The following is a 20,719-nucleotide window of genomic DNA, read 5'->3' on the forward strand; positions in this document are numbered from 1 at the left end:
TCATAAAATCACATCGGGAAGGGATCACCGACATCGCATGACCTCGCCGACCGACGATCGATCGCCGAAACTGCCGCGCGGCTGGCTGCGCGCGACAATCGTGTCGACGATCGCGCTCGCCTTCGTCGGCGCGGCGGCGGGGTTCGTTGCATTCCTGTCGCAATTGCGCGGCGCCGAGACGGTGCCGGACCGCAAGGCGGACGGCATCGTGGTGCTGACCGGCGGCTCCTCGCGGGTATCGGATGCGATGGAGCTGCTGGCTGCCGGCTACGGCAGGCGGCTCCTGATTTCCGGCGTGCACCCGACCTCGACGGCGAGCGACATCTCCCGGACCTTGCCGGAGAACCAGTCCTTCATGACCTGCTGCGTCGATCTCGACCGCACCGCGCTGTCGACCCGCGGCAACGCGGCGGAGGCGCGGCGCTGGGCCGAGGGGCGCCGATTTACATCTCTGATCGTAGTCACCTCGAACTATCACATGCCGCGCGCGCTGGTGGAATTCTCGCATGCGATGCCACGGACGACGCTGATCCCGTTCGCGGTGGTCGGCGAAAAATGGCGCGAGGAGCCGTGGTGGACCTCAGGCTCGACGCTGCGGCTGCTCTTGTCCGAATACGTCAAGTACGTTGCGGCCGAGCTCAGGGTGCGGCTGGAGGATTTCGGGATTGACCTTTGGCCCGAGATGTCGGAGCAGCCTGCAGGTCAGCAACCGAAGCGGCCCGCCACCGCACAGGCCAATTGATCGGACCATCGATGTTTCTGATTTTCCTGCGCTCGCTCGTGTTCAACGTACTGTTCTATGCCGTGCTGGTCCTTCTCGCGATCGTTGCGCTGCCGACCTTTGCATTGCCGCCGCGCGCCATGCTCACGGTGGCGCAATGGTGGGCCAAGGCGACGCTGGTCCTGATGCGCGTGGTCTGCAACATCAAGGTGGAATTCCGCGGGGTGGAGAAGATCCCGACAGGACCGCTGCTGATTGTGGCCAAGCATCAGTCGTTCTGGGAGACCTTCGTGCTGCCGGGTTTCTTCAACCGGCCGATCTTCATCCTCAAGCGCCAGCTGATGCAGATCCCGGTGTTCGGCCAGTTCCTGGTCAAGACCGGGATGATCGGGATCGACCGCAATGCCGGCGTGAAGGCGCTTCTGGACATGACGCGCCGCGCGCGCGAGGCGGTGCGCAGCGGAAAGCAGCTCGTGATCTTTCCGGAAGGCACGCGCCGCGCGCCGGGCGCGCCGCCCGACTACAAGACCGGCTTTGCACAGATCTATTCCTCCTGCGGCGTGCCGTGCCTGCCGGTCGCGCTCAATTCCGGCCTGTTCTGGCCGCGCCGCACTTTCATGCGCTATCCCGGCACGCTGGTGGTGGAGTTTCTCGAGCCGTTGCCGCCGGGTCTGTCGAAGGACGAGTTTCTCGCGCGCGTGCAAGCGGCGGTCGAGGACGCGACCGGTCGCCTCGTCGAAGCAGGGCGGAAAGAGCAGGAGCGGTTGATCGGCTCGGCGCCGAGCTACGCGCCGACCGGCTAGCGGCTTTCGCGATCTTCGTGCCGATCCGTCGCGTGCAGCGAGTGCGCATCACCATGCAGCATCAATGCAAGCTGATGCAGCTGGGTGTCGCGAAAGCCTTCGGCCTCGATCGCCTTCACCGTTGCGGTGACGTAATCGCGGTTGGCGCCGGACTGCCCGTGGCCCTGGACGACGTGGCGGTGCTGCTCGGCGAGCGAGAGGCGGCCGGCATATTGCACATGGCCGCGGTCGACGACGTAGGCGAGTGCGGAGACGCGCTGGCGCGCATCGTTCTCCAGCCACACCGAGCGCATCACCTCGCGATAGACCGAGGTGACCTGCTCCCGTGCGCGCAAATATGCGACCACCTCGGCACGGTTCTTCTCGGCGACGCGGAAGGCGATGCCGCGGCAGGCGCCGCCGCGGTCGAGCCCGAGCACCAGGCCCGGCTTCTCCGGCGTGCCGCGATGCACGAACGAATAGACGCAGAGCGCGCGGTGCTCTCCGACCAGCCGCGCCGGGACGCGTTCCTCGAAGTCGAAGCCCGGCCGCCACATCAGCGAGCCGTAGCCGAACACCCAGAGGTCGCCCGTGGCTGTGGTGACGGAGGGGAGGGTGATTTCCGACATTTCGGGCACGGCTACCAGAACCCTGCGCCCAAGCGAAGCGATTTCTGCGCCTTTCGTCGCAGGCCGGCACCGCTTACATTTGCCTGAATCTGGCGTCAAAGGGTCGCCGCATGTCCAATATGACCGTTGCCACAAGCCGCCGCTCCCGCTGGGGCCTCTTCGTCGCCCCCGTTCTCGTCCTGGTCCTTGCCGTCGCCTGGAGCTGCTTCTGGTTCTATGCGGCGTCGCAAGCCGAAATCGCCGCCGACGCCTGGCGGGCGCAGGAGGCCAAGGCCGGCCGCATCTACGATTGTGCCAAACGCTCGATTGCCGGCTTCCCGTTCCGCTTCGAGGTCCAGTGCTCCGGCGCCAGCGTCGCCCTGGTCTCGCAGAATGCGAGCAAGACGCCGTTCACGGCCAAGCTCGACAACATCCTGGTCGTGGCCCAGGTCTACGACCCCAAGCGCATCATCGCCGAATTCTCCGCGCCCGCGACGCTGATCGACGGCGTCACGCAAAACACTTTCACGGTGAATTGGAGCAAGGGTCGCGCCAGCGTGGCGGGCCTGCCGGCGGTGCCGGATCGCGCTTCCATCGTGTTCGACGAGCCCAGCCTCAACCGTCTCGATGGCAGCGTGCAGGTGCCGCTTGCGCGCGCCAAGCAAGTCGAACTGCATGGCCGTCTCGCCGACGGATCACCATCGGATCATCCTGCAATCGAGACCGTGCTCCATGTCGCGCAGGGCAGCATCCAGGGCGTGCATCCGCTGCTCGCCGAGCCGTTCGAGGCGGACACTCGCGCCAAGATCACCGGCCTCTCCGACCTCACGCCAAAGCCCTGGCCGCAGCGCTTCCGCGAGATCCAGGCCGCCGGCGGTCATATCGAGATCGTGCAGTCGCGCATCCAGCAGGGCGAGATGATCGCGGTCGCGGCCGGCACGCTCGGCCTGTCGCCCAATGGCCGGCTCGACGGCGAATTGCAGATGACGGTGACCGGCCTCGAGCGCGTGATCCCGGCGCTCGGCATCGAGAAGATGCTGGAGGAGGGCGTGCCGCAGGCAACGCTCGACCGCCTCGCGCCCGGCGTGAAGTCGCAGGACCTCAACAATCTGTTCGGCGCACTCGACCGCGCCGTGCCCGGCCTCGGCAAGGTCATCAAGCAGAACGCCAATGCCGGCGTCGCCGCCGGCATCAATTCGATCGGCACCGAGAGCACGCTGGAAGGCAAGAAGGCGCGGAGCTTCCCGCTGAAATTCGTCGACGGCGCCGTGTTGCTCGGCCCGGTCAACGTCGGCCAGATCCCGCCGCTGTATTGAAGACTCTCTCGTCATTCCGGGGCGATGCGTAGCATCGAACCCGGAATCCATTTCACAGCGTGCGCTGCGGCCCAATGGATTCCGGGCTCGCCCCGGAATGACGGGGGTGACGCTACGGCTTCTTCAGCGCCGCATGCGGCCGGCCGAAGTCGGGCGCGGCTGAATCCTGGCCGATCTCGACGATGCCGCGGCGGATGGCGCGGGTGCGGGTGAAGTGGTCGAACAGCGCCTCCCCATCGCCGCGACGGATCGCGCGGGTGAGCTTTGCCAGATCCTCGGTGAAGGTGCCGAGCATTTCCAGCACGGCCTCCTTGTTGGCGAGGAAGACGTCGCGCCACATCGTCGGGTCGGAGGCCGCGATACGGGTGAAATCGCGAAAGCCGCCGGCGGAGAATTTGATCACCTCGGATTCCGTCACCTGCGCCAATTCGTCGGCGGTGCCGACGATGGTGTAGGCGATCAGATGCGGCAGGTGGCTGGTGATGGCGAGCACGAGGTCATGATGATCCGGCGTCATCACCTCGACCTTGGCGCCCATCGCCGCCCAGAACGCGCGCAGGCGGTCGGTCGCTGCGGCATCGACGCCTTCGGGCGGGGTCAGGATGCACCAGCGGTTGATGAAGAGCTCGGCGAAACCAGAGTCCGGCCCGGAATGCTCGGTTCCGGCAACAGGATGCGCCGGCACGAAGTGAACCGATTCCGGCAGATGCGGCGCCATGTCCCTGACCACCGCGCCCTTGACCGAGCCGACGTCGGAGACGATCGCCCCCGGCTTGAGATGGGCAGCGATCTCCTGCGCCACGGGTCCGCAGGCGCCGACGGGAATGCAGAGGATGACGAGATCGGCGTCCTTCACGGCCTCAGCATTGGTCGCCACGACCTGATCCACGATGCCGAGCTCGGCGACGCGTGCGCGCGTCTTCTCGGAGCGTGCGGTGGTGACGATTTCACCGGCGAGCCCCTGGAGCTTCGCAGCGCGCGCGATCGAGCCGCCGATCAGGCCGAAGCCGATCAGCGCAACGCGCTGGAAGTGCGCCTGCGCGCTCATTTGCCGCCCATGAAGTCGCGCAAGCCGTCGACCACGAGGCGGTTGGCCTCCTCGGTGCCGATCGTCATGCGCAGCGCATGCGGCAGGCCGTAGTTCTTCAGGCCGCGCAGCACGAGTCCACGCTTGGTCAGGAAGGCGTCGGCGTCGTCAGCCGTCTTGCCCTTGTCCGTCGGGAAATGGATCAGCACGAAATTGGCGACGCTCGGCGTCACCTTCAGCCCGAGCTTGCCGATCTCCTCGGTGAGCCAGTTGCGCCAGGTCTCGGTGAACTGCTTCGACATCGCCTGATGCGCGGTGTCCTCGATCGCGGCGACCGCGGCATACATCGCCGGCGTCGACACGTTGAAGGGACCGCGGATGCGGTTGACCGCGTCGATGATGTGCTCGGGCCCGAACATCCAGCCGATGCGCAGTGCAGCCAGGCCATGGATCTTGGAGAAGGTGTGCGTCACCACCGTGTTCTCGGTGGTGGCGACGAGCTCGATCCCCATCTCATAGTCGTTGCGCGAGACGTAATCGCAATAGGCGGCATCCAGCACCAGCAGCACGTGCGAGGGCAGGCCGGCGCGCAGCCGCTTGACCTCGTCGAACGGCAGATAGGTGCCGGTCGGGTTGTTGGGGTTGGCGAGCCAGACCAGCTTCGTCTTCGGCGTCACCGCCTTCAGGATGGCGTCGACGTCGGCGGTGAGGTTGGTCTCCTTGGCGATGACGTTCCTGGCGCCGACCGCCATGGTCGCGATCGGGTAGACCAGGAAGCCGTGCGTGGTGGAGATCGCCTCGTCGCCTTGGCTGAGATAGGTGTGCGCGAGCAGATTGAGGATCTCGTCCGAGCCGGCGCCGCAGATGATGCGGTTGGGGTCGAGCCCGAACGAGCGGCCGATCGCCTCGCGCAGCACGCGCGAGGTGCCTTCCGGATAGTCTTCCAGATGATCCGCCACGCGCTTGAAGGCTTCGATCGCCTTGGGCGAGGGCCCGAACGGCGTCTCGTTGGCCGAGAGCTTGAACACCTTGCGGCCCGGCTCCGGCACCGGGCTCTTGCCGGGCGTGTAGGGCGCAATATCGAGAATGCCGGGATTCGGCATGGGGCGGGACATCTTGGACTCCGGATAGGCTGGGCGGCTCGCGATTTACGATTTCGGCCCGGTCGGGGGCACCGTATAGCGCGTTGCGTGGCTGCCGACGAGGGCCACAGAGCGAACCGAGGCCCCCGCCTCGATCAGGGCAGCCCTGATTTTGTCGATGCTGGTCGCGCTGGTGACCGAGACCAGCAGCGCCGCGCCGTCGAAGGCGGTATCGGGCACCGCAACGATCTCGGCGAGCGGCGACAGCGCGCGGGCGACCTCGGCGTTCCATCCGGAGACGCGCACGCTGAAGGTCTCGACCTCTGTCACCAGGGCGCTGTCGGCGACGCGCGAGATCGCGAACACCGGCAGCGAGGCCGGATGGTCGGCACGCTCGACGAAGGGCATCCGTGCGATGATCTTGGGCGCGCCGTCGGCTTCCAGCTCCAGCCACCACGGCGTGCGGCTCGAGGTCGCCGAGACCAGCGCCAGGTCGCCCTTGGATTTCGCCACCGCCTCGACCGCGGCCTGCGCGCTGAAATGCGCGACGTAAGGCACGGTGAAGCCGAAATGGAAGCGCACGGAATCGCGCATCGCCGGTTCGCTCACCGAGATGTCGGCATGCACGGAGAACGGCGCCTGCACATAGGTGAAGGTCGAGATGATGACGCGCCAGATGCTCTCGACCGTGTCGAGCGGCAGGATGCCGCGATGACGCTGCACGATCTCGCGCATCATGGAAGCCTCCCGCGCAGGCCGAAACGCCGAGCCGACCTCCTGGGTCTGCTTCACCTGGATCAGCCGGTCGATGATGTCGCCGCGCTGCATGAGGAGGCGATGCATGCCCTCGTCGATCGCGTCGATCTCCTTACGCAGTTCCTGCAGCGATGGTGGCGCGGGCGGGCGTTGGGACATGTCTGGTCGTCGATCGTTCCGATGGGGGATGTCCTGATTAGGCAGTCGTGGCGGCGAAAGCAAAGAGAAATGACGTGCTTTGCGGGCGACGCGACTGAGGCGAATTGGGCCGATCCGGGCCGCGACTTGACGAAAACCGCCCAAGACGGTAGCTTTTGCCCGTTCCGTGGTCATTTGAGCCGGCCGGCTTGCAGCCACGTTAAAAAACTCGCTAAACAGGCCGGGGACGCTTCCGATCCCGGCCGAACCTATCGTTCAGGCCGGGTTTTTCATGGCCTGATGTCAGCGGCGCGCTCGAGCAGCCAGTCGCAAACGAGGTCGATGTCCGAGATGGGTAGCGTCAAGTCGATACCGAGTCCTGCGATCAGCGCCGACGAGCGGTCGCATGAGGTAGACCATCCAAGCTCGCTGATTGCGCATTTCGGCACCGAGCAGCCGCTGCGGCTCGATTGCGGCGTCGATCTCACCCCGTTCCAGATCGCCTACCAGACCTATGGCGAGCTCAACGCCGATCGCTCCAATGCCGTGCTGATCTGCCATGCGCTGACCGGCGACCAGCATGTCGCCAACGTGCATCCCGTCACGGGCAAGCCGGGCTGGTGGGAGACGCTGGTCGGCCCCGGCCGCCCCCTCGATCCCAAGCACTACTTCATCATCTGCTCCAACGTGATCGGCGGCTGCATGGGCTCGACCGGGCCGGCGTCGATCAATCCCGCCACAGACAAGGTCTGGGGCCTGGATTTCCCCGTCATCACCATCCCCGACATGGTGCGCGCGCAGGCGATGCTGATCGACCGGCTTGGCATCGACACGCTGTTTGCGGTCGTCGGCGGCTCGATGGGCGGCATGCAGGTGCTGCAATGGACCGCGGCCTATCCTGAGCGTGTGTTTTCTGCGCTGGCGATTGCCTGCGCGACGCGGCACTCGGCGCAGAACATCGCCTTCCACGAGCTCGGCCGCCAGGCCGTGATGGCCGACCCCGACTGGCACGGCGGCGGCTATGCCGATCGCGGCATCCATCCGCATCGCGGGCTCGCGGTGGCGCGGATGGCGGCGCACATCACCTATCTCTCGGACGCGGCGCTGCATCGCAAGTTCGGCCGGCGCATGCAGGATCGCGAGCTGCCGACCTTCTCGTTCGACGCCGACTTCCAGGTGGAATCCTATCTGCGTTACCAGGGTTCGTCCTTCGTCGAGCGCTTCGACGCCAATTCCTATCTCTATCTGACGCGGGCGATGGACTATTTCGACATCGCCGCCGACCATGGCGGCGTGCTGGCCAAGGCCTTCGCCGACATCAAGACCCGCTTCTGCGTGGTCTCCTTCACCAGCGACTGGCTGTTCCCGACCTCGGAATCGCGCGCGCTGGTGCACGCGCTGAACGCCTCAAGCGCGCGGGTGTCGTTCGCCGAGATCGAGACCGATCGCGGCCATGACGCCTTCCTGCTCGACGTGCCCGAATTTTTCGACATCTCCCGCGCCTTCCTGCAATCGGCAGGCAAGGCCCGCGGGCTCAGCCTCGAGGACCGCTAGCGATGTCCGTTCAGGAAGTGCTGCCGTTGAACGGCGCTGCGACTGCGTCGTCCGGCCAGTTTCGCGCCGATCATCTGCTGGTCGCCGAGATGGTCAAGCCGGGCTCGAAGGTGCTCGACGTCGGCTGCGGCGACGGCGATCTGCTTCAGCTGCTGGAGACCCGCGGCATCGACGGCCGCGGCATCGAGCTGTCCCGCGAGGGCGTCAACCGCTGCGTCGCCAAGGGCCTTGCGGTGGTGCAGGGCGATGCCGACACCGATCTCGTCAACTATCCCGACGATGCCTTCGACTACGTGATCCTGTCGCAGACGCTGCAGGCGACGCGGCAGCCGAAAGTCGTGCTGGAGAATCTGCTCCGCATCGGCCGCCGCGCCATCGTCTCGTTCCCGAATTTCGGGTTCTGGAAGATGCGGCTCCAGCTCCTGATCGGCGGCCACATGCCGCGCACGGAGAATCTGCCGGCGACCTGGTACGACACCGCCAACATCCATTTCTGCACCATCAAGGATTTCGTGCAGCTCTGCGACGAGATCAACGTCAAGATGGAGCGCTCGGTCGCGCTCGATCTCTACGGCCGCCCGGTGCCGCTGAACCTGCCGTGGTGGGTGTGGAACATGTTCGGCGAGCAGGCGGTGTTCTTGCTGAGCCGGGGCGGGGGGAAATAGTCCCCGTCGTCATTGCGAGGAGCTCTTGCGACGAAGCAATCCAGGTTGTCTCCGCGGAGGGATTCTGGATTGCTTCGCTGCGCTCGCAATGACGGAGTACTTGGCAGCGCATCTGCCTTAATGCGCCGCCAGCGACCGCGGATCCCGCACCGGCCATCGCCCCGCTTCCACCAGCGCCACGAACCGCTCCACGCTCTCGTTGAACAGCGCGGGCTCCTCCAGATTGAGCACGTGGCCCGACTTCGGAAACATCGCGAGCCCCGCCGCGGGCAGATGCTTCTTCAGGAACAGGCTCGGCCCGATGCACGGATCGTCCTCGTCGCCGCAGATGATCAGCGCGGGTGTTGCCGCGCCTCTGATCGCCTCCGTCATCGTGTAGATCGAGGGACGGCCGCCCTGGAATCCGCGCATCGTGCGCGCCGAACCCTTGGCATCGTGCCGCGCCAGCGCGGCGTAGAAATCGGCGTGCCCGCGCGGGTCCTTCACCAGGAACGGAATCCGGCTCGGCGCCTCGCGCGTGACTTTTGCGACCTCGGCGGAGCCCAGCGTCTCGAACTGCTCGGCATTGGCGCGGCACTGCTTGCGCCAGGCCTCGAGGTTATCGAGCTCCGAGCCGGAGCCGACGCCGGCCAGCGTCATCGACAGCGCGCGCTTCGGCGCGTTCAACCCGATCTGCAGCGAGGAATAGGCGCCCATCGACAGGCCGACGAGATGGGCGCGCTCGATGCCGAGATGATCGAGCACGGCAAGCGCATCGGTGTAGAAATGCGTGAAGGTGTAGACCTCGCCGTCAGGCACGTCCGAGGGCGTGTAGCCGCGCGCCGAATAGGTGATGCAGCGATGGCCACGCGAGAAATAGCGCATCTGCGGCTCCCAATTGGTGTAGTCGGCCGCGAACTCATGCAGAAAAAGGATCGGCGTTCCCTGGCCCGCCTCCTCGAAATAAATGCGGACGCCGTCCCTGGTCGTGGCGTGGGGCATTAACCGTTTCCCTCTGTTTCAAGCCGTGCTTCAGGTTCGCAGTTAACGCTGTTGTCGGCAATGCGGCAGCCGCAGCCGAGCACAAACACAAAATCATCGCAGCTATTCGCCGACGTCGCGTCTTTTTCTCGCCACATCGGGCGGCTTAACGGCCAAACGGATGTCGGCCATTGCACGGGCCGGCGGGAAGTGGGGGTGTCAACTAGGGATGAAGAATGGTTGAGTTGTTTGCGTATCGCCTGTTGCGTTGTGTTGTCGCGCTGGCGCTTCTCTTCGCGGCGGTCGCCGCGTTCGTTTCTCCGGCCTCGGCGCGGCCGCATCATCGTCATAGCGCAGAGCGGCACGTGTACGTGCACCACGCCAGACATCATTATCATCGCCACCATGCGAGAGGCTCGCGCTTCGAGCGCAGCGCGGCGCAATTGCAGGCGAGCGGTTTCGCCGACACCCAGGCGAGCTACGATCCAAGCGCCAACAATGGCGGCGTGGCCGGCAACGCGCTTGTCCCAAGTGGCGGCTTCGGTGGCGGATCGGGCCTCGTGTCCGAGGCGCGACGCTATATCGGCGGCAATCCGACCGGACGCGGCAGCCTGTGGTGTGCGCGCTTCATGAACATGGTGCTGGAGCATACCGGCCATAAGGGCTCAGGCTCCGACATGGCGAGCTCGTTCGCGCGCTACGGCACGCGCATCTCCGGTCCGCAGGTCGGCGCCATCGCCGTGATGTCGCGCGGCGGCCGCGGCGGTCATGTCGGCATCATCACCGGCATCGACGCGCAGGGCAATCCGATCATGATCTCCGGCAACAACGGCAACCGCGTCCGCGAAGCCCCGGTCTCGCGCGGCCGGATCTATGCCTATGTGATGCCGAATTGAGGCTCGTGGCCGTCATTGCGAGCGAAGCGACTTGTCCGCCGAAGCCTTGGCGAAGGCGGAAGCAATCCAGAATCCCTCCGCGGAAATACTCTGGATTGCTTCGTCGCTTCGCTCCTCGCAATGACGGAGTGCGTGGAGACAGGTGCCGTAGGGTGGGCAAAGGCGCGCAAGCGCCGTGCCCACCGGCGGTATATCAGCGTCCAACGGTGGGCACGCTTCGCTCTGCCCACCCTACGTTAGCTTAGATGAGCCTCGGCTCTTCCACCGCCACCACATCACCCACGCCGACGTCACCGTCGGCGATCACCTCGGCATAGATGCCGCAGTCCATGTGGCCGAGATGGCGCGAGAGCGTCGGTGGTATCTCGAGATCGCGCCTGGCGGTTTCAGGGTCGACATTGGTGGCCGGGCAGCGAACGATGCGCTTGATCACCTTTAGCCGGGCCTGTCCGATCGCGAGCGTCTGGCCGACGAGGTCGAGCTCCGACCAGGCCGTCCAGCCCTTGACGTAGAGATTGGCGCGGAAGCGCAGCGGATGCACGGGGACGCCGCCGAGCATGGTCTCGATGGCGCGGACGCTGCCGAGATTGATGATGGAGACGACCTTGCGGGCGACGTCGGAGAAGCTATGGTCGCGGCCGGACAGAAGCTTGGGCGGGCCCTTCAACTCGGGCTGGAAGTTGTCGCGGAAATAGGCCTCGATGGCGGCGCGCCCGGCGGCGGTCTCGAGATCGCCGCAGGCGACGATCTGGCCGTCCTTGCGGATGGTCAGCACGTTGGTTTCGTCGTCGAACCGGCTGTCGAGCGCGGCCAGCCGCTCATTGCGCGCCAGCATCAGGAACTGGATTTTCGGCTTCCATTCGGGCGCCTCGGGGTCGAACCCGCTCGGGCCGTTCTCGATGGCGTAGCGACGGTCGGCGGGCAAGGTCTCTCCCCGCCGCAAGGTGACGCGGGGCAGGGCTTCCGGCGTCAGGCCCTTGATCGGGTAGCGGTAGAGGCCGGTGATTTCGGCAGTATGGCTGGCTATCATGCCGCTACTTAGGGGATTCGGCGGGCCGTCGCCAAGCGGGCGGATCAGCGCACGAAATTGTGAACTCGCCTCTACCGATCCGAGGGCACGCTTCCCACATCTGGGTCAGGCCGGCGCCAGCGCCGGCTGATAAGCGACCGCTTGCTGTGTTGAGGAACGTCAACGCATCAGGCGGAAACCCAATGAAGATGCCGTTTGGGGTGCCTTAGAGGGCCCCGAGGGCAGGCCGAGGGACAGAAAAGATGAACATCGAGAAATATACCGAACGCTCCAGGGGCTTCATCCAGTCCGCGCAGTCGCTCGCGATGCGCGAGGGGCACCAGCAGTTCTCCACCCTGCACGTGCTGAAGGTCCTGCTGGACGACAATGAGGGGCTCGCCGCCGGTCTGATCGACCGCGCTGGCGGCAATTCCCGTGCAATTCTGAAGGCGACTGAGGACGCCCTCAACAAGGTGCCGAAGGTCTCCGGCGGCGGCGCCGGGCAGATCTACCTCGCGCCCGAGCTGGCCCGCACTTTCGATGCCGCCGAAAAGGCCGGCGAGAAGGCCGGCGACAGCTTCGTCACGGTCGAGCGGCTTTTGCTCGGGCTGACGCTGGAGAAGACCAGCGAGGCCGGCGCCATCCTCAATAAGGGCGGCGTCACGCCACAAAACCTCAACGCGGCGATCGAGGCGCTGCGCAAGGGCCGCACGGCCGACTCTGCCACCGCCGAGAACGCCTATGACGCCCTGAAGAAATATGCCCGCGACCTGACCCAGGCCGCGCGCGACGGCAAGCTCGATCCGGTCATCGGCCGCGACGAGGAAATCCGCCGCACCATCCAGGTGCTCTCGCGTAGGACCAAGAACAACCCCGTCCTGATCGGCGAGCCCGGCGTCGGCAAGACTGCCATCGCCGAAGGGCTCGCGCTGCGCATCGTCAACGGCGACGTGCCGGAGAGCCTCAAGGACAAGAAGCTGCTCTCGCTCGACCTCGGCGCACTGATCGCAGGCGCGAAATACCGGGGCGAGTTCGAGGAGCGGCTGAAGGCCGTGCTGCAGGAAGTGACCGGCAGCGAAGGCACCTTCATCCTGTTCATCGACGAGATGCACACGCTGATCGGCGCCGGCAAGGGCGACGGCGCGATGGACGCCTCCAACCTGCTTAAGCCCGCGCTTGCGCGCGGCGAGCTGCACTGCATCGGCGCGACCACGCTCGACGAATATCAGAAGCACGTCGAGAAGGACGCGGCGCTGGCGCGGCGCTTCCAGCCGATCTTCGTCAGCGAGCCCTCGGTCGAGGACACCATCTCGATCCTGCGCGGGCTGAAGGACAAGTACGAGCAGCATCACGGCGTGCGGATCACCGATTCCGCGCTCGTCGCCGCCACGACGCTGTCCAACCGCTACATCACCGACCGCTTCCTGCCCGATAAGGCGATCGACCTCATGGACGAGGCCGCGGCGCGGCTGAAGATGCAGGTCGATTCCAAGCCGGAAGAGCTGGATTCGCTCGATCGTGAGATCATCCGGCTCAAGATCGAGCAGGAGGCGCTGAAGAAGGAAAGCGATGTCGGCTCCAAGTCCCGGCTCCAGACCCTGGAGAAGGACCTCGCCGAGCTCGAGGAGAAGTCGGCGGCGCTGACGGCGCGCTGGAGCGCGGAGAAGAGCAAGCTCTCCGATGCCCAGAAGCTGAAGGCCGAGCTCGACGCACTTCGTGTCGAGCTCGCCAACGCGCAGCGCCGCGGCGAATTCCAGAAGGCCGGCGAGCTGGCCTATGGACGGATCCCGCAGCTCGAGAAGCAGCTCGCGGACATCGAGGCCAAGGAGAATTCTGGCGAGATGATGGAGGAGGCTGTCACCGCCAACCACATCGCGCAGGTGGTCTCGCGCTGGACCGGCGTGCCCGTCGACAAGATGCTGGAAGGCGAGAAGGAGAAGCTCCTGAAGATGGAGGAGCAGCTCGGCAAGCGCGTCGTCGGCCAGGCCGAAGCCGTGCGTGCGGTCGCAACCGCCGTGCGCCGCTCGCGCGCCGGCCTGCAGGACCCGAACCGCCCCACCGGCTCGTTCATGTTCTTGGGGCCGACCGGCGTCGGCAAGACCGAGCTGACCAAAGCCTTGGCGGAGTACCTGTTCAACGACGAGACCGCGATGGTCCGCCTCGACATGTCCGAATACATGGAGAAGCACTCGGTCTCGCGGCTGATCGGCGCGCCTCCCGGCTATGTCGGCTATGACGAGGGCGGTGCGCTCACCGAAGCGGTGCGGCGCCGGCCCTACCAGGTCGTGCTGTTCGACGAGATCGAGAAGGCGCATCCTGACGTCTTCAACGTCCTGTTGCAGGTGCTCGACGACGGCCGCCTGACCGACGGCCAGGGCCGCACCGTCGACTTCCGCAACACGCTGATCATCATGACCTCCAACCTCGGTTCGGAATATCTGGTGAACCAGCCGGAGGGCGAGGACACCGCGGCCGTGCGCGAGCAGGTGATGGGAATGGTGCGGGCGCACTTCCGGCCCGAATTCCTCAACCGCGTCGACGAGATCATCCTGTTCCACCGTCTGCAGCGCAGCGAGATGGGCCGGATCGTCGAGATCCAGTTCGCGCGTCTGCAGAAGCTCCTGACCGATCGCAAGATCGTGCTCAGCCTCGATGCCGCCGCCCGCGACTGGTTAGCTGCCAAGGGCTGGGATCCCGCCTACGGCGCAAGGCCGCTGAAGCGGGTGATCCAGCGCTACCTCCAGGATCCGCTCGCCGAGATGATCCTCGCCGGCGACGTCAGGGACGGCGACAACGTCGCGATCTCGGCTGAAGGCAACGTCCTGACCTTCAACGGCAAGGCGCCGCAGACCGCGGAGATCGCGCAGTTCGAGGCGCCGGTGGCGAAGCGGAAGCTGAACTGAGGAAATACACGCCCTTCGTGCCAAACTCGCGGAGGGCGTTTTTCAATCCGCGAAGAACGCGTCCACCACTGCCTGATCGCGGTCGTAGACCCAGCATTCGCTCAGCAGGCCTTCGCGCACGGCATAGACCAGCAGCCGTTCCAGTTCAGCCGTGCGACCGTCCCGGCTGAATGATTCCCGTGCGAGAATGGCGCCGCGCCGCGGTCCGGCCATCACTTCATCGATGCCGAGAAGTTTTCGGTTGGAGCGGCGTGCGACCTCGGCCAGAGTGGCAAGAGCGGCCGTCTTGCCGTGGTGAGTGCCGGCGAGCGGGTTATGGCCGGCATAATGCAGCATGAATTCATCGTGGTAGCAGGCGGCGATCGCGGCGCGGTCACCGGCCTGCCAGGCGGTCGCGTAGCGCGTGACGGCGGCGCGTATCGCGGCGATTTGTGCGGCGTCATCTACAAGAACTCTATTCATCGATGTGATCTCCCGGGTCATCGGCAGCGCTGTGCTGGTGCGCTATGATAAGGCATGACCTCGCCTCCCGACTTTCAGGAACTGGCTATCAGCACGCCGCCCAGCAGCGGACCGAAGAAGGCGCGGATGCTCGATTGGGACGCGCGGGTGATCTATCTCGGTCCAGCCTTCGGGTTGACTCCCCACCGCAATGCCACCGGCGTGCTGGCCGTCGCGCTCGACGGGGCGATAGGCGTAGCTAACGATCCAAGGGCGCGCTCGCCCTCTTATCGCCAGACCCGCAGCGTGCTGATCACGCCCAACAGTCTGCACCATCTCCGCATCGACGCCGGACCGACCGCCTTTCTGTATGTCGATCCCCTCGGGCGCGATATCGAGGCGCTTCGTTCACGAATGAAGGAGGTAGGATCAAACGTCGCGTTCGACCTGATCGACGAGAGGTCGGTCGTCGCGCTGTTCCGCGACATTGCGGAACGACGCCTCGCATCAGAGGACGCGCGGCAAGCAGCCCGCGATATGCTTGGGATCGGATCAAATCCGCAGCCGGATGCGAGAATTGCCGCCGCCATCGAGCGGATGCGCGAGGAGCCCGGCGGTTCGCACACGCTTGCTGAACTGGGCCGCAAGGCCGGGCTTTCGTCCTCGCGCTTCCTGCATCTCTTCAAGGACGTCACGGGTGTGCCGCTCCGCCGCTACCGCATCTGGTCCCGGGTCGGCGCTGCCGCGCGGGCGGTCGCACAAGGCCAATCGCTGACCGAGGCCGCGCATGGCGCGGGCTTTTCCAGCTCCGCGCATTTCAGCACGGCCTTTCGCGACATGTTCGGCATGATGCCGTCGGAATTGTTCGCACGGCTGCGCGCGGAATAACGTCTGCAACGTGCTGTTCAAGCTGTGCCTCAAAGCCCTCTCCGCCGGCGCGGGGAGGGTTTTCGCTTTTGCGAAGCAGGTCGGGTATCCGCGTGTTGTGTCGTTGAAAAGCCACACGTACTGCGGTTATCCGCTCAGGATGTAAATTGATGTTGAACAACCATAGGCTCCGTTGCCATAATTCCATCTCGGTCGACGCGGCATTCCCGCGGCCAAGAACTCAAGGATTTCACACGAGTCTTTGAGCAACCAACAATTTTAGACTGAGCTCGCAATTTCGAGCTGCGATGATTGAACGCCACAGGCAGTTTTTGTTGTGTTTTGCGTGGAGGGGCGGCGGTGTTGACCGTTAGTTTGCTGGGGGCCAGCCGGGTTGCGCGCGGTAACGAGCAGATTTGGTTGGATCTCGGTCCAGCAGGACGGAGATTGGCCGGCTTCCTTTTCACCTTTCCGGACCGTCCGCACCGTCGCGAGCGACTTATCGACCTGTTTTGGCCGGAGCTGGACTCCGACAGAGGACGCCGAGCCGTGAACTCTGCGATCTGGCGTTTGCGAAAACTGCTTGCGTCGGCTCCGGAGTACAGAGAGGGCTATGGCCTCAGGACCGTCGGCTCGGAGACTATTCTCGAGAGGACGTCTTGGCTGGACGTCGACACCTGGGCTCTGCTTGAAGCGGCACAGGCCGCTCTCAACGGCGTTGAGGCGCACGTGGATCCTTCCACGATGAAGCAGGTTCTCGCCGTCCTGTACCGCTACGAGGGGCCATTCCTGGACGGCGAAGATGCCGACTGGATATTGGAGGAACGCGAGCGATTGCATTCCCTTTTTGTGCAGTCGGCAATGACCATCGTCCGTCATCTGGGACTTTGTGGCCACTATCATGATGCGATCCTGCTCGCTCGTCACGCGCTGCGCTTTGATCCCTATCGCGAGGAACTGGTTCGACATCTCCTGACGTTGCTTGCACTCGATGAGAGGCGTATCGACGCCATCAGGTACTACGATCACTGGATCGCCATGATCCAGCAGGAGCTGGGAATTTCTCCGCTTCTAGCAACGCGTGCGGTCATTGACGAGATCAGGAATCTGCATAACGCCGACGACGCCCAGCATTTGCGCGTCGGGCTGATGAGCCGCGACGAGAGGCGGCGCGCATCAAACTAGGCGCCGCAGTCGTATCCGTTTTCTATCGCGAGCCTGACCAGGGCTTGGCCAAGCCATGGCCGGGCAGGCACCTGCCTTGCCCGGCCGTGTCGTGATTCTGTCGTGATCGCGGCGCGATCGCTTCGGAATTCTCGCCGCAGGCCACCGTGAGCGAAGGGCCAGCATCCCGGAACGATCACGCGATCTGCCCGAGTTCACGGCATGCGACGTTCGGCCCATGAGCTCACAACAGCCGCTCTTGGATCAGGTTTTCATTCTGCGCTTCTGGCGGGAAGCCGCCGGTGGCAGCGGAGACGGCCGTTGGCGGGTTCTCGTCCGCAATATCAATACGCGGCGGCGCGATGTGGTCGACGACGTGCAACGCGCTTTCGCAATCGTCACCGCCAATCTGAACGTGGCGGAGGGCGCACATGAAGAGCATGCGACTTGGACCGTTGATCCGCCAACGCCCGAACAGTGAGAGACAGGTCGTGCGCAAGATCGATCATGCAATGAGCTGCCAGCTGCCATCCACGCGATGGTTCGATGGTTGGGGGCGTATGAATGCTCTTGAGCGATTTGATCGGGGCTCGCCACGAGACTCATTTGCTTCACGGGATTGCGTCGATGCGTAGCGTTTGGGGACTCATAGCGGTCGTGTGTTTGGGGCTGACCCTAGCCGGGTGCGACACGACCGACTCGCGCTATTTCCGATATGGAATCGGGACGGACCTCTATTCCGACGACATCGTTGCGACGACGCAGCTGCAAGAGGTATACCTCACAGAACTATGCCGGCAGGCACTCCCGCTCGTATCGACCTCGGATGTGCAATGCTTTAATGCCACGCCAAATGCAAACGCTTGGAATTTGATTGTCCAGGCAGGCTTGAATGACGTTGATCGGCGTTGTGACGCCTATTTGGCATGGCTCGATGACCGAAGGCGAACCAACGAAGCCGTTCTGAAGGAGCTCGGAGACATCACTGTCGCGAGCCAAGCCATCATGCGTGTGACGGGGGCGGGCGCGAACCCGATTACGCTGGCGGGATTGGCATTCGGACTTGCGGCCAACACGTTCACAAACGTCAATTCCCGTCTGCTGCTGGAGGTCGACAAGACCACCGTTCAGACCCTGGTCTTGCGGCGTCGGGAAGCCTATCGGCTTCAACTTCAGGGCATCGTGGTGGACAATCGGCCCGCAGCCATTCATGCGCTTCGTTCCTACCTGACCATCTGCACGCCATATGCGATCGAGACAGACATCAATTCAACGGTCACGGTGTTCCAGGTCGGTGGATCGGGGGCACTGAACAGGCCTCCGCTGATCAATGCGGAAACGGTTCGCGCGACGACGATCACGCGTGCGCGCGATCCGATGCCCGAGAGGAAATTCCCCCCGCCGCCAGTTGTCGGAACAGCATTCATCACAAGCGTTCAGGTCGCGCTTTGCGTGCGTAACGCGAACGGCCAAGCGGATCCGGCGACCGTTGCTGCGATCCGAAGTTATCTGGAGGCGATACCAGTGATTGTGCCAGATCCCATAGATCCGACATCTCCGACGTTGAGACCTGTTTTGCAGAGAGCAGTGTCGGATGTTCGTGAATGCAACACGCTTGGCTTCAGGAACGCTTTTGAAGTCGGACGTTATGGCGTAGCGAAGTCTGGCGCCGACAAGAGCATCAGACGGCTGCAGGCGAAAATAGCGGAATTCTTGAAGAACCGGCAATCGCAAGTGACCGTCCAACAGACCGGAAAGTTCGACGATCAGACGCGCAAAGCGATCGGCGCGATCCGCGCGTTGACTGGAACGACGGGCGAGGAGATCGATAAGGCGTTGGCAGAGAAGATATTGGCAGGAGCGTGAGAGCGCGTACACATGGACGCGGCTCACGATCGGTTTGCAATGCGATCATGCTCTTTTGTCTATGGAGAGACCATGCCGATCATGAAGGACGACGATATTTTGCGGATCGAGCCGGGCATGAACGCTGACTTGATCGAAAGTGGCTTTGCTGATGCGGACACGGAAGTGGAGGTTATCGGTACGGCGGAGGTGGATACTCCCGCCGGCAAGGTGAAATGGACCAAGGTCAAGCTGCTGGACAACGCCGTTGCGCCGGAGGGTTGGGTTCGGTCGGCGCATGTCGATCTTGAGGGCAGCGTACCCGGAGGTCCGATCGAGAAGCGAAAGTTCGCCGACCAGTGCTGGGTCGAAGCGTTGTTCTCGGATGCCAACCCCCATTACGTCGCGGCAGTCGCCGAGATGCGCTCGGCAACATCGAGCGACCAGCAAGCGGGAGCGCTGGGCCCGTTTTTCGGTCCCTTTCGCTTCACGCAAGCAGAATGGGATGCAGTCCGCGTGTTGCCCGAGCTTGGCAAGAGCGGCTTCAGCGCAAGAGACATTACGGACTGGCGGGTCCAGGTCGTGCTCTTCACGTTGATGACGCATCGCTCCGAGGCTGCTCTCATCGCGGAACTCGGTGCGATCACCGCCGGCCGCCGTCCGAGCGCCGCCGAGCTTTACCTCGCCCAGCTGATCGGCGCCAAGGCCGCCGTCGCCGCCGTGACCAAGACGCCATCTCCGACCATCAAGGAAGCTTTCGAGGGCGTTGCGGCTCCCGATCAAGCCAAGGACAGGCCGCTAGGTGCTCCCACGTTCGACAAGATCGCGGCGCGATTTGCCGAGTTGTTCGAGGCCGACGGATCGGTCAAGGGTGACGCCGCGATTGATCGGATCGTCGCGCGAATGGATCCGGTCCTGACGACCACCAGGGACGACATCATCGCGGCAGGGGTGGCGTTGCTGGGGGCTGTGCCTGAAGGCGGCACCGTGAACGGCGCCAACGCGCAGATGTCCGATGCATCGCAGCTCGCAGGAATGGGGACGACGTTTGCCGAGCGTGCGCCGGTCATCATGCGGTTCCTGTTGCGCGACTTCCCTCAGCTTCAGGACTTTCACGCTGCCGGCGTTCTTGGAAATATCGGCCGCGAGACCGGCGGCTTCCGATTGATGCAGGAAGTACGTCCGAAGAAGGGAAGGGGGGGCTGGGGTGGTTGCAATGGACCGGCGACCGCCGCAAGAAGTTCGAGGCCTTTTGCGTGCCGCCCATCCCGGGTACCGAGACAAATGAAGGCAACTACGCCTTCATGAGACACGAAATGAAGGGGGACGAGAAGCCCGCTTTCGACGCGTTCGCTGCAACGACGAATCTCGCAAGCGCAACCGCGGTTTTCATGTCCAAGTACGAGAGACCGGGCGTTCCTGCACTGGATGAGCGGCAGGACTGGGCCAGGAAGGCACTGGATGTCTTCAGAGCGGCGCCTCCGGACCAACCCGGTGATGCGCAGGCAGCTGGAGGAACCATCGTCGACCAGCTTCGCGCGCAGATCAAGGCAGGCAAGATCACCTTCAAGGAGCCGGCACTGCAAAGCCAATTGCTTGGGCTGAATACGGGCACCAAAGTCACGCCCAAGTTGCAGGCGCTGGTCCTGAAGTTATCCGGCATGACGCCGGTCATCCGTATCAGCTCCCTGATACGTACGGGGGCCGGAAGCTTCCATGCCGCGGGGCGAGCGGTCGATATTGCGAACGAGGAAATCGCCGCTGCGCTGCTGCCCCAGATCGCGACCGAGGCACAGATAGCTGCGCTGGGGATCGACGAACTTATATTCGATGCGCGGCGCATCAACCCCAACAACGATCCCAACAAGTTCAACTTCGATCAGGGCAGGAAGCACAACTTCAATCCGAGCACGATCGGCGATCACGGCGACCATATCCATTTTGCCGTAACCGCTTAGTGATCCGATGGTCGTGTTCCGATGGCC

At 64.3% G+C, this 20,719-nt stretch carries 20 protein-coding genes and 1 riboswitch; of the genes, 13 read left to right on the forward strand and 7 right to left on the reverse strand.

What is annotated here, in order from left to right; all coding sequences use genetic code 11:
- Nucleotides 1-37: 37 nt before the first annotated feature.
- Together DCG74_RS07990 and DCG74_RS07995 are read left to right on the forward strand one after the other, a co-directional pair.
- Nucleotides 38-742, forward strand: a complete 705-nt coding sequence (locus DCG74_RS07990; protein ID WP_172789431.1) for a YdcF family protein — start codon at nt 38-40, stop codon at nt 740-742.
- A gap of 11 nt (nt 743-753) precedes the next feature.
- Nucleotides 754-1,524: a 1-acyl-sn-glycerol-3-phosphate acyltransferase gene (locus DCG74_RS07995; RefSeq protein ID WP_172789430.1), complete on the forward strand. Its 771-nt coding sequence runs from the start codon at nt 754-756 to the stop codon at nt 1,522-1,524.
- On the opposite strand, the gene DCG74_RS08000 is transcribed toward DCG74_RS07995, so the two are convergent.
- Nucleotides 1,521-2,132, reverse strand: coding sequence for a gamma-glutamylcyclotransferase (locus DCG74_RS08000; RefSeq protein ID WP_172789429.1), 612 nt, complete (start codon nt 2,130-2,132; stop codon nt 1,521-1,523). The two genes, DCG74_RS07995 and DCG74_RS08000, sit on opposite strands and share 4 nt — an antisense overlap.
- Before the next feature lie 110 nt (nt 2,133-2,242).
- Between DCG74_RS08000 and DCG74_RS08005 the strand changes: the two genes are divergently transcribed.
- Nucleotides 2,243-3,427, forward strand: coding sequence for a DUF2125 domain-containing protein (locus DCG74_RS08005; RefSeq protein WP_172789428.1), 1,185 nt, complete (start codon nt 2,243-2,245; stop codon nt 3,425-3,427).
- Nucleotides 3,428-3,539: 112 nt separating this feature from the next.
- Here the strand turns inward: DCG74_RS08005 and DCG74_RS08010 are convergent, their stop codons facing one another.
- The 3 genes from DCG74_RS08010 to DCG74_RS08020 are packed head-to-tail and all read right to left on the reverse strand — an operon-like array spanning nt 3,540 to nt 6,451.
- Nucleotides 3,540-4,475, reverse strand: coding sequence for a prephenate/arogenate dehydrogenase family protein (locus DCG74_RS08010; protein ID WP_172789427.1), 936 nt, complete (start codon nt 4,473-4,475; stop codon nt 3,540-3,542).
- On the reverse strand, nt 4,472-5,569 hold the full coding sequence (gene hisC / locus DCG74_RS08015; RefSeq protein WP_172789426.1) for a histidinol-phosphate transaminase: 1,098 nt from the start codon (nt 5,567-5,569) through the stop codon (nt 4,472-4,474). Before hisC ends, DCG74_RS08010 begins: the two co-directional genes overlap by 4 nt.
- A gap of 33 nt (nt 5,570-5,602) precedes the next feature.
- Complete coding sequence (locus DCG74_RS08020) at nt 5,603-6,451, reverse strand: chorismate mutase (protein WP_172789425.1); 849 nt, start codon at nt 6,449-6,451, stop codon at nt 5,603-5,605.
- 156 nt (nt 6,452-6,607) lie between these two features.
- Nucleotides 6,608-6,687, forward strand: a riboswitch (SAM riboswitch).
- Between the two features lie 94 nt (nt 6,688-6,781).
- On the opposite strand from DCG74_RS08020, the gene DCG74_RS08025 reads away from it, so the two are divergent.
- Both DCG74_RS08025 and metW read left to right on the forward strand, forming a co-directional pair.
- Complete coding sequence (locus tag DCG74_RS08025) at nt 6,782-7,984, forward strand: homoserine O-acetyltransferase (protein WP_172789444.1); 1,203 nt, start codon at nt 6,782-6,784, stop codon at nt 7,982-7,984.
- Between the two features lie 2 nt (nt 7,985-7,986).
- Nucleotides 7,987-8,649 (forward strand): methionine biosynthesis protein MetW, encoded by a 663-nt coding sequence (gene metW / locus DCG74_RS08030; RefSeq protein ID WP_172789424.1) that lies wholly within the window; start codon nt 7,987-7,989, stop codon nt 8,647-8,649.
- 117 nt (nt 8,650-8,766) lie between these two features.
- Here the strand turns inward: metW and DCG74_RS08035 are convergent, their stop codons facing one another.
- Nucleotides 8,767-9,630, reverse strand: coding sequence for an alpha/beta fold hydrolase (locus DCG74_RS08035; protein ID WP_172789423.1), 864 nt, complete (start codon nt 9,628-9,630; stop codon nt 8,767-8,769).
- 215 nt (nt 9,631-9,845) lie between these two features.
- On the opposite strand from DCG74_RS08035, the gene DCG74_RS08040 reads away from it, so the two are divergent.
- On the forward strand, nt 9,846-10,505 hold the full coding sequence (locus DCG74_RS08040) for a TIGR02594 family protein (RefSeq protein ID WP_172789422.1): 660 nt from the start codon (nt 9,846-9,848) through the stop codon (nt 10,503-10,505).
- A gap of 241 nt (nt 10,506-10,746) precedes the next feature.
- Here DCG74_RS08040 and DCG74_RS08045 read toward each other — a convergent pair whose 3' ends face one another.
- The gene (locus DCG74_RS08045) at nt 10,747-11,535 is read right to left on the reverse strand and encodes an MOSC domain-containing protein (RefSeq protein ID WP_172789421.1); all 789 of its coding nucleotides are present in this window, start codon (nt 11,533-11,535) and stop codon (nt 10,747-10,749) included.
- 242 nt (nt 11,536-11,777) lie between these two features.
- Between DCG74_RS08045 and clpB the strand changes: the two genes are divergently transcribed.
- Nucleotides 11,778-14,417, forward strand: a complete 2,640-nt coding sequence (clpB, locus tag DCG74_RS08050; RefSeq protein ID WP_172789420.1) for an ATP-dependent chaperone ClpB — start codon at nt 11,778-11,780, stop codon at nt 14,415-14,417.
- Nucleotides 14,418-14,459: 42 nt separating this feature from the next.
- On the opposite strand, the gene DCG74_RS08055 is transcribed toward clpB, so the two are convergent.
- Nucleotides 14,460-14,900: a nuclear transport factor 2 family protein gene (locus DCG74_RS08055; protein ID WP_246709097.1), complete on the reverse strand. Its 441-nt coding sequence runs from the start codon at nt 14,898-14,900 to the stop codon at nt 14,460-14,462.
- 33 nt (nt 14,901-14,933) lie between these two features.
- Here DCG74_RS08055 and DCG74_RS08060 point away from each other — a divergent pair, with 33 nt between their 5' ends.
- From DCG74_RS08060 to DCG74_RS08085, 6 genes are all read left to right on the forward strand, one after another.
- Nucleotides 14,934-15,746 (forward strand): AraC family transcriptional regulator, encoded by an 813-nt coding sequence (locus tag DCG74_RS08060; protein WP_246709095.1) that lies wholly within the window; start codon nt 14,934-14,936, stop codon nt 15,744-15,746.
- A gap of 291 nt (nt 15,747-16,037) precedes the next feature.
- Nucleotides 16,038-16,910 carry a BTAD domain-containing putative transcriptional regulator gene (locus tag DCG74_RS08065; protein WP_172789419.1) on the forward strand — a complete coding sequence of 291 codons (873 nt, stop codon included), beginning with the start codon at nt 16,038-16,040 and terminating at the stop codon, nt 16,908-16,910.
- Nucleotides 16,911-17,127: 217 nt separating this feature from the next.
- Nucleotides 17,128-17,370 carry a hypothetical protein gene (locus DCG74_RS08070; protein ID WP_172789418.1) on the forward strand — a complete coding sequence of 81 codons (243 nt, stop codon included), beginning with the start codon at nt 17,128-17,130 and terminating at the stop codon, nt 17,368-17,370.
- 89 nt (nt 17,371-17,459) lie between these two features.
- Nucleotides 17,460-18,755, forward strand: coding sequence for a hypothetical protein (locus DCG74_RS08075; RefSeq protein WP_172789417.1), 1,296 nt, complete (start codon nt 17,460-17,462; stop codon nt 18,753-18,755).
- Between the two features lie 72 nt (nt 18,756-18,827).
- The gene (locus DCG74_RS08080; RefSeq protein WP_257187555.1) at nt 18,828-20,042 is read left to right on the forward strand and encodes a hypothetical protein; all 1,215 of its coding nucleotides are present in this window, start codon (nt 18,828-18,830) and stop codon (nt 20,040-20,042) included.
- Nucleotides 19,946-20,692 carry a phage tail tip lysozyme gene (locus DCG74_RS08085; protein WP_257187556.1) on the forward strand — a complete coding sequence of 249 codons (747 nt, stop codon included), beginning with the start codon at nt 19,946-19,948 and terminating at the stop codon, nt 20,690-20,692. The genes DCG74_RS08080 and DCG74_RS08085 overlap by 97 nt, the downstream gene beginning before the upstream one ends.
- Nucleotides 20,693-20,719 lie beyond the last annotated feature (27 nt).

This window comes from Bradyrhizobium sp. WBAH42, from assembly GCF_024585265.1.
Taxonomy (GTDB): Bacteria; Pseudomonadota; Alphaproteobacteria; order Rhizobiales; family Xanthobacteraceae; genus Bradyrhizobium.

What these genes read in the sequence shown, in the direction of transcription:
- DCG74_RS07990 (WP_172789431.1), top strand. Translation starts at nt 38, where the DNA reads ATGACCTCGCCGACCGACGATCGATCGCCGAAACTGCCGCGCGGCTGG.
- DCG74_RS07995 (WP_172789430.1), top strand. Translation starts at nt 754, where the DNA reads ATGTTTCTGATTTTCCTGCGCTCGCTCGTGTTCAACGTACTGTTCTAT.
- DCG74_RS08000 (WP_172789429.1), bottom strand. Translation starts at nt 2,132, where the DNA reads ATGTCGGAAATCACCCTCCCCTCCGTCACCACAGCCACGGGCGACCTC.
- DCG74_RS08005 (WP_172789428.1), top strand. Translation starts at nt 2,243, where the DNA reads ATGTCCAATATGACCGTTGCCACAAGCCGCCGCTCCCGCTGGGGCCTC.
- DCG74_RS08010 (WP_172789427.1), bottom strand. Translation starts at nt 4,475, where the DNA reads ATGAGCGCGCAGGCGCACTTCCAGCGCGTTGCGCTGATCGGCTTCGGC.
- hisC (WP_172789426.1), bottom strand. Translation starts at nt 5,569, where the DNA reads ATGTCCCGCCCCATGCCGAATCCCGGCATTCTCGATATTGCGCCCTAC.
- DCG74_RS08020 (WP_172789425.1), bottom strand. Translation starts at nt 6,451, where the DNA reads ATGTCCCAACGCCCGCCCGCGCCACCATCGCTGCAGGAACTGCGTAAG.
- DCG74_RS08025 (WP_172789444.1), top strand. Translation starts at nt 6,782, where the DNA reads ATGGGTAGCGTCAAGTCGATACCGAGTCCTGCGATCAGCGCCGACGAG.
- metW (WP_172789424.1), top strand. Translation starts at nt 7,987, where the DNA reads ATGTCCGTTCAGGAAGTGCTGCCGTTGAACGGCGCTGCGACTGCGTCG.
- DCG74_RS08035 (WP_172789423.1), bottom strand. Translation starts at nt 9,630, where the DNA reads ATGCCCCACGCCACGACCAGGGACGGCGTCCGCATTTATTTCGAGGAG.
- DCG74_RS08040 (WP_172789422.1), top strand. Translation starts at nt 9,846, where the DNA reads ATGGTTGAGTTGTTTGCGTATCGCCTGTTGCGTTGTGTTGTCGCGCTG.
- DCG74_RS08045 (WP_172789421.1), bottom strand. Translation starts at nt 11,535, where the DNA reads ATGATAGCCAGCCATACTGCCGAAATCACCGGCCTCTACCGCTACCCG.
- clpB (WP_172789420.1), top strand. Translation starts at nt 11,778, where the DNA reads ATGAACATCGAGAAATATACCGAACGCTCCAGGGGCTTCATCCAGTCC.
- DCG74_RS08055 (WP_246709097.1), bottom strand. Translation starts at nt 14,900, where the DNA reads ATGACCCGGGAGATCACATCGATGAATAGAGTTCTTGTAGATGACGCC.
- DCG74_RS08060 (WP_246709095.1), top strand. Translation starts at nt 14,934, where the DNA reads ATGACCTCGCCTCCCGACTTTCAGGAACTGGCTATCAGCACGCCGCCC.
- DCG74_RS08070 (WP_172789418.1), top strand. Translation starts at nt 17,128, where the DNA reads ATGAGCTCACAACAGCCGCTCTTGGATCAGGTTTTCATTCTGCGCTTC.
- DCG74_RS08080 (WP_257187555.1), top strand. Translation starts at nt 18,828, where the DNA reads ATGCCGATCATGAAGGACGACGATATTTTGCGGATCGAGCCGGGCATG.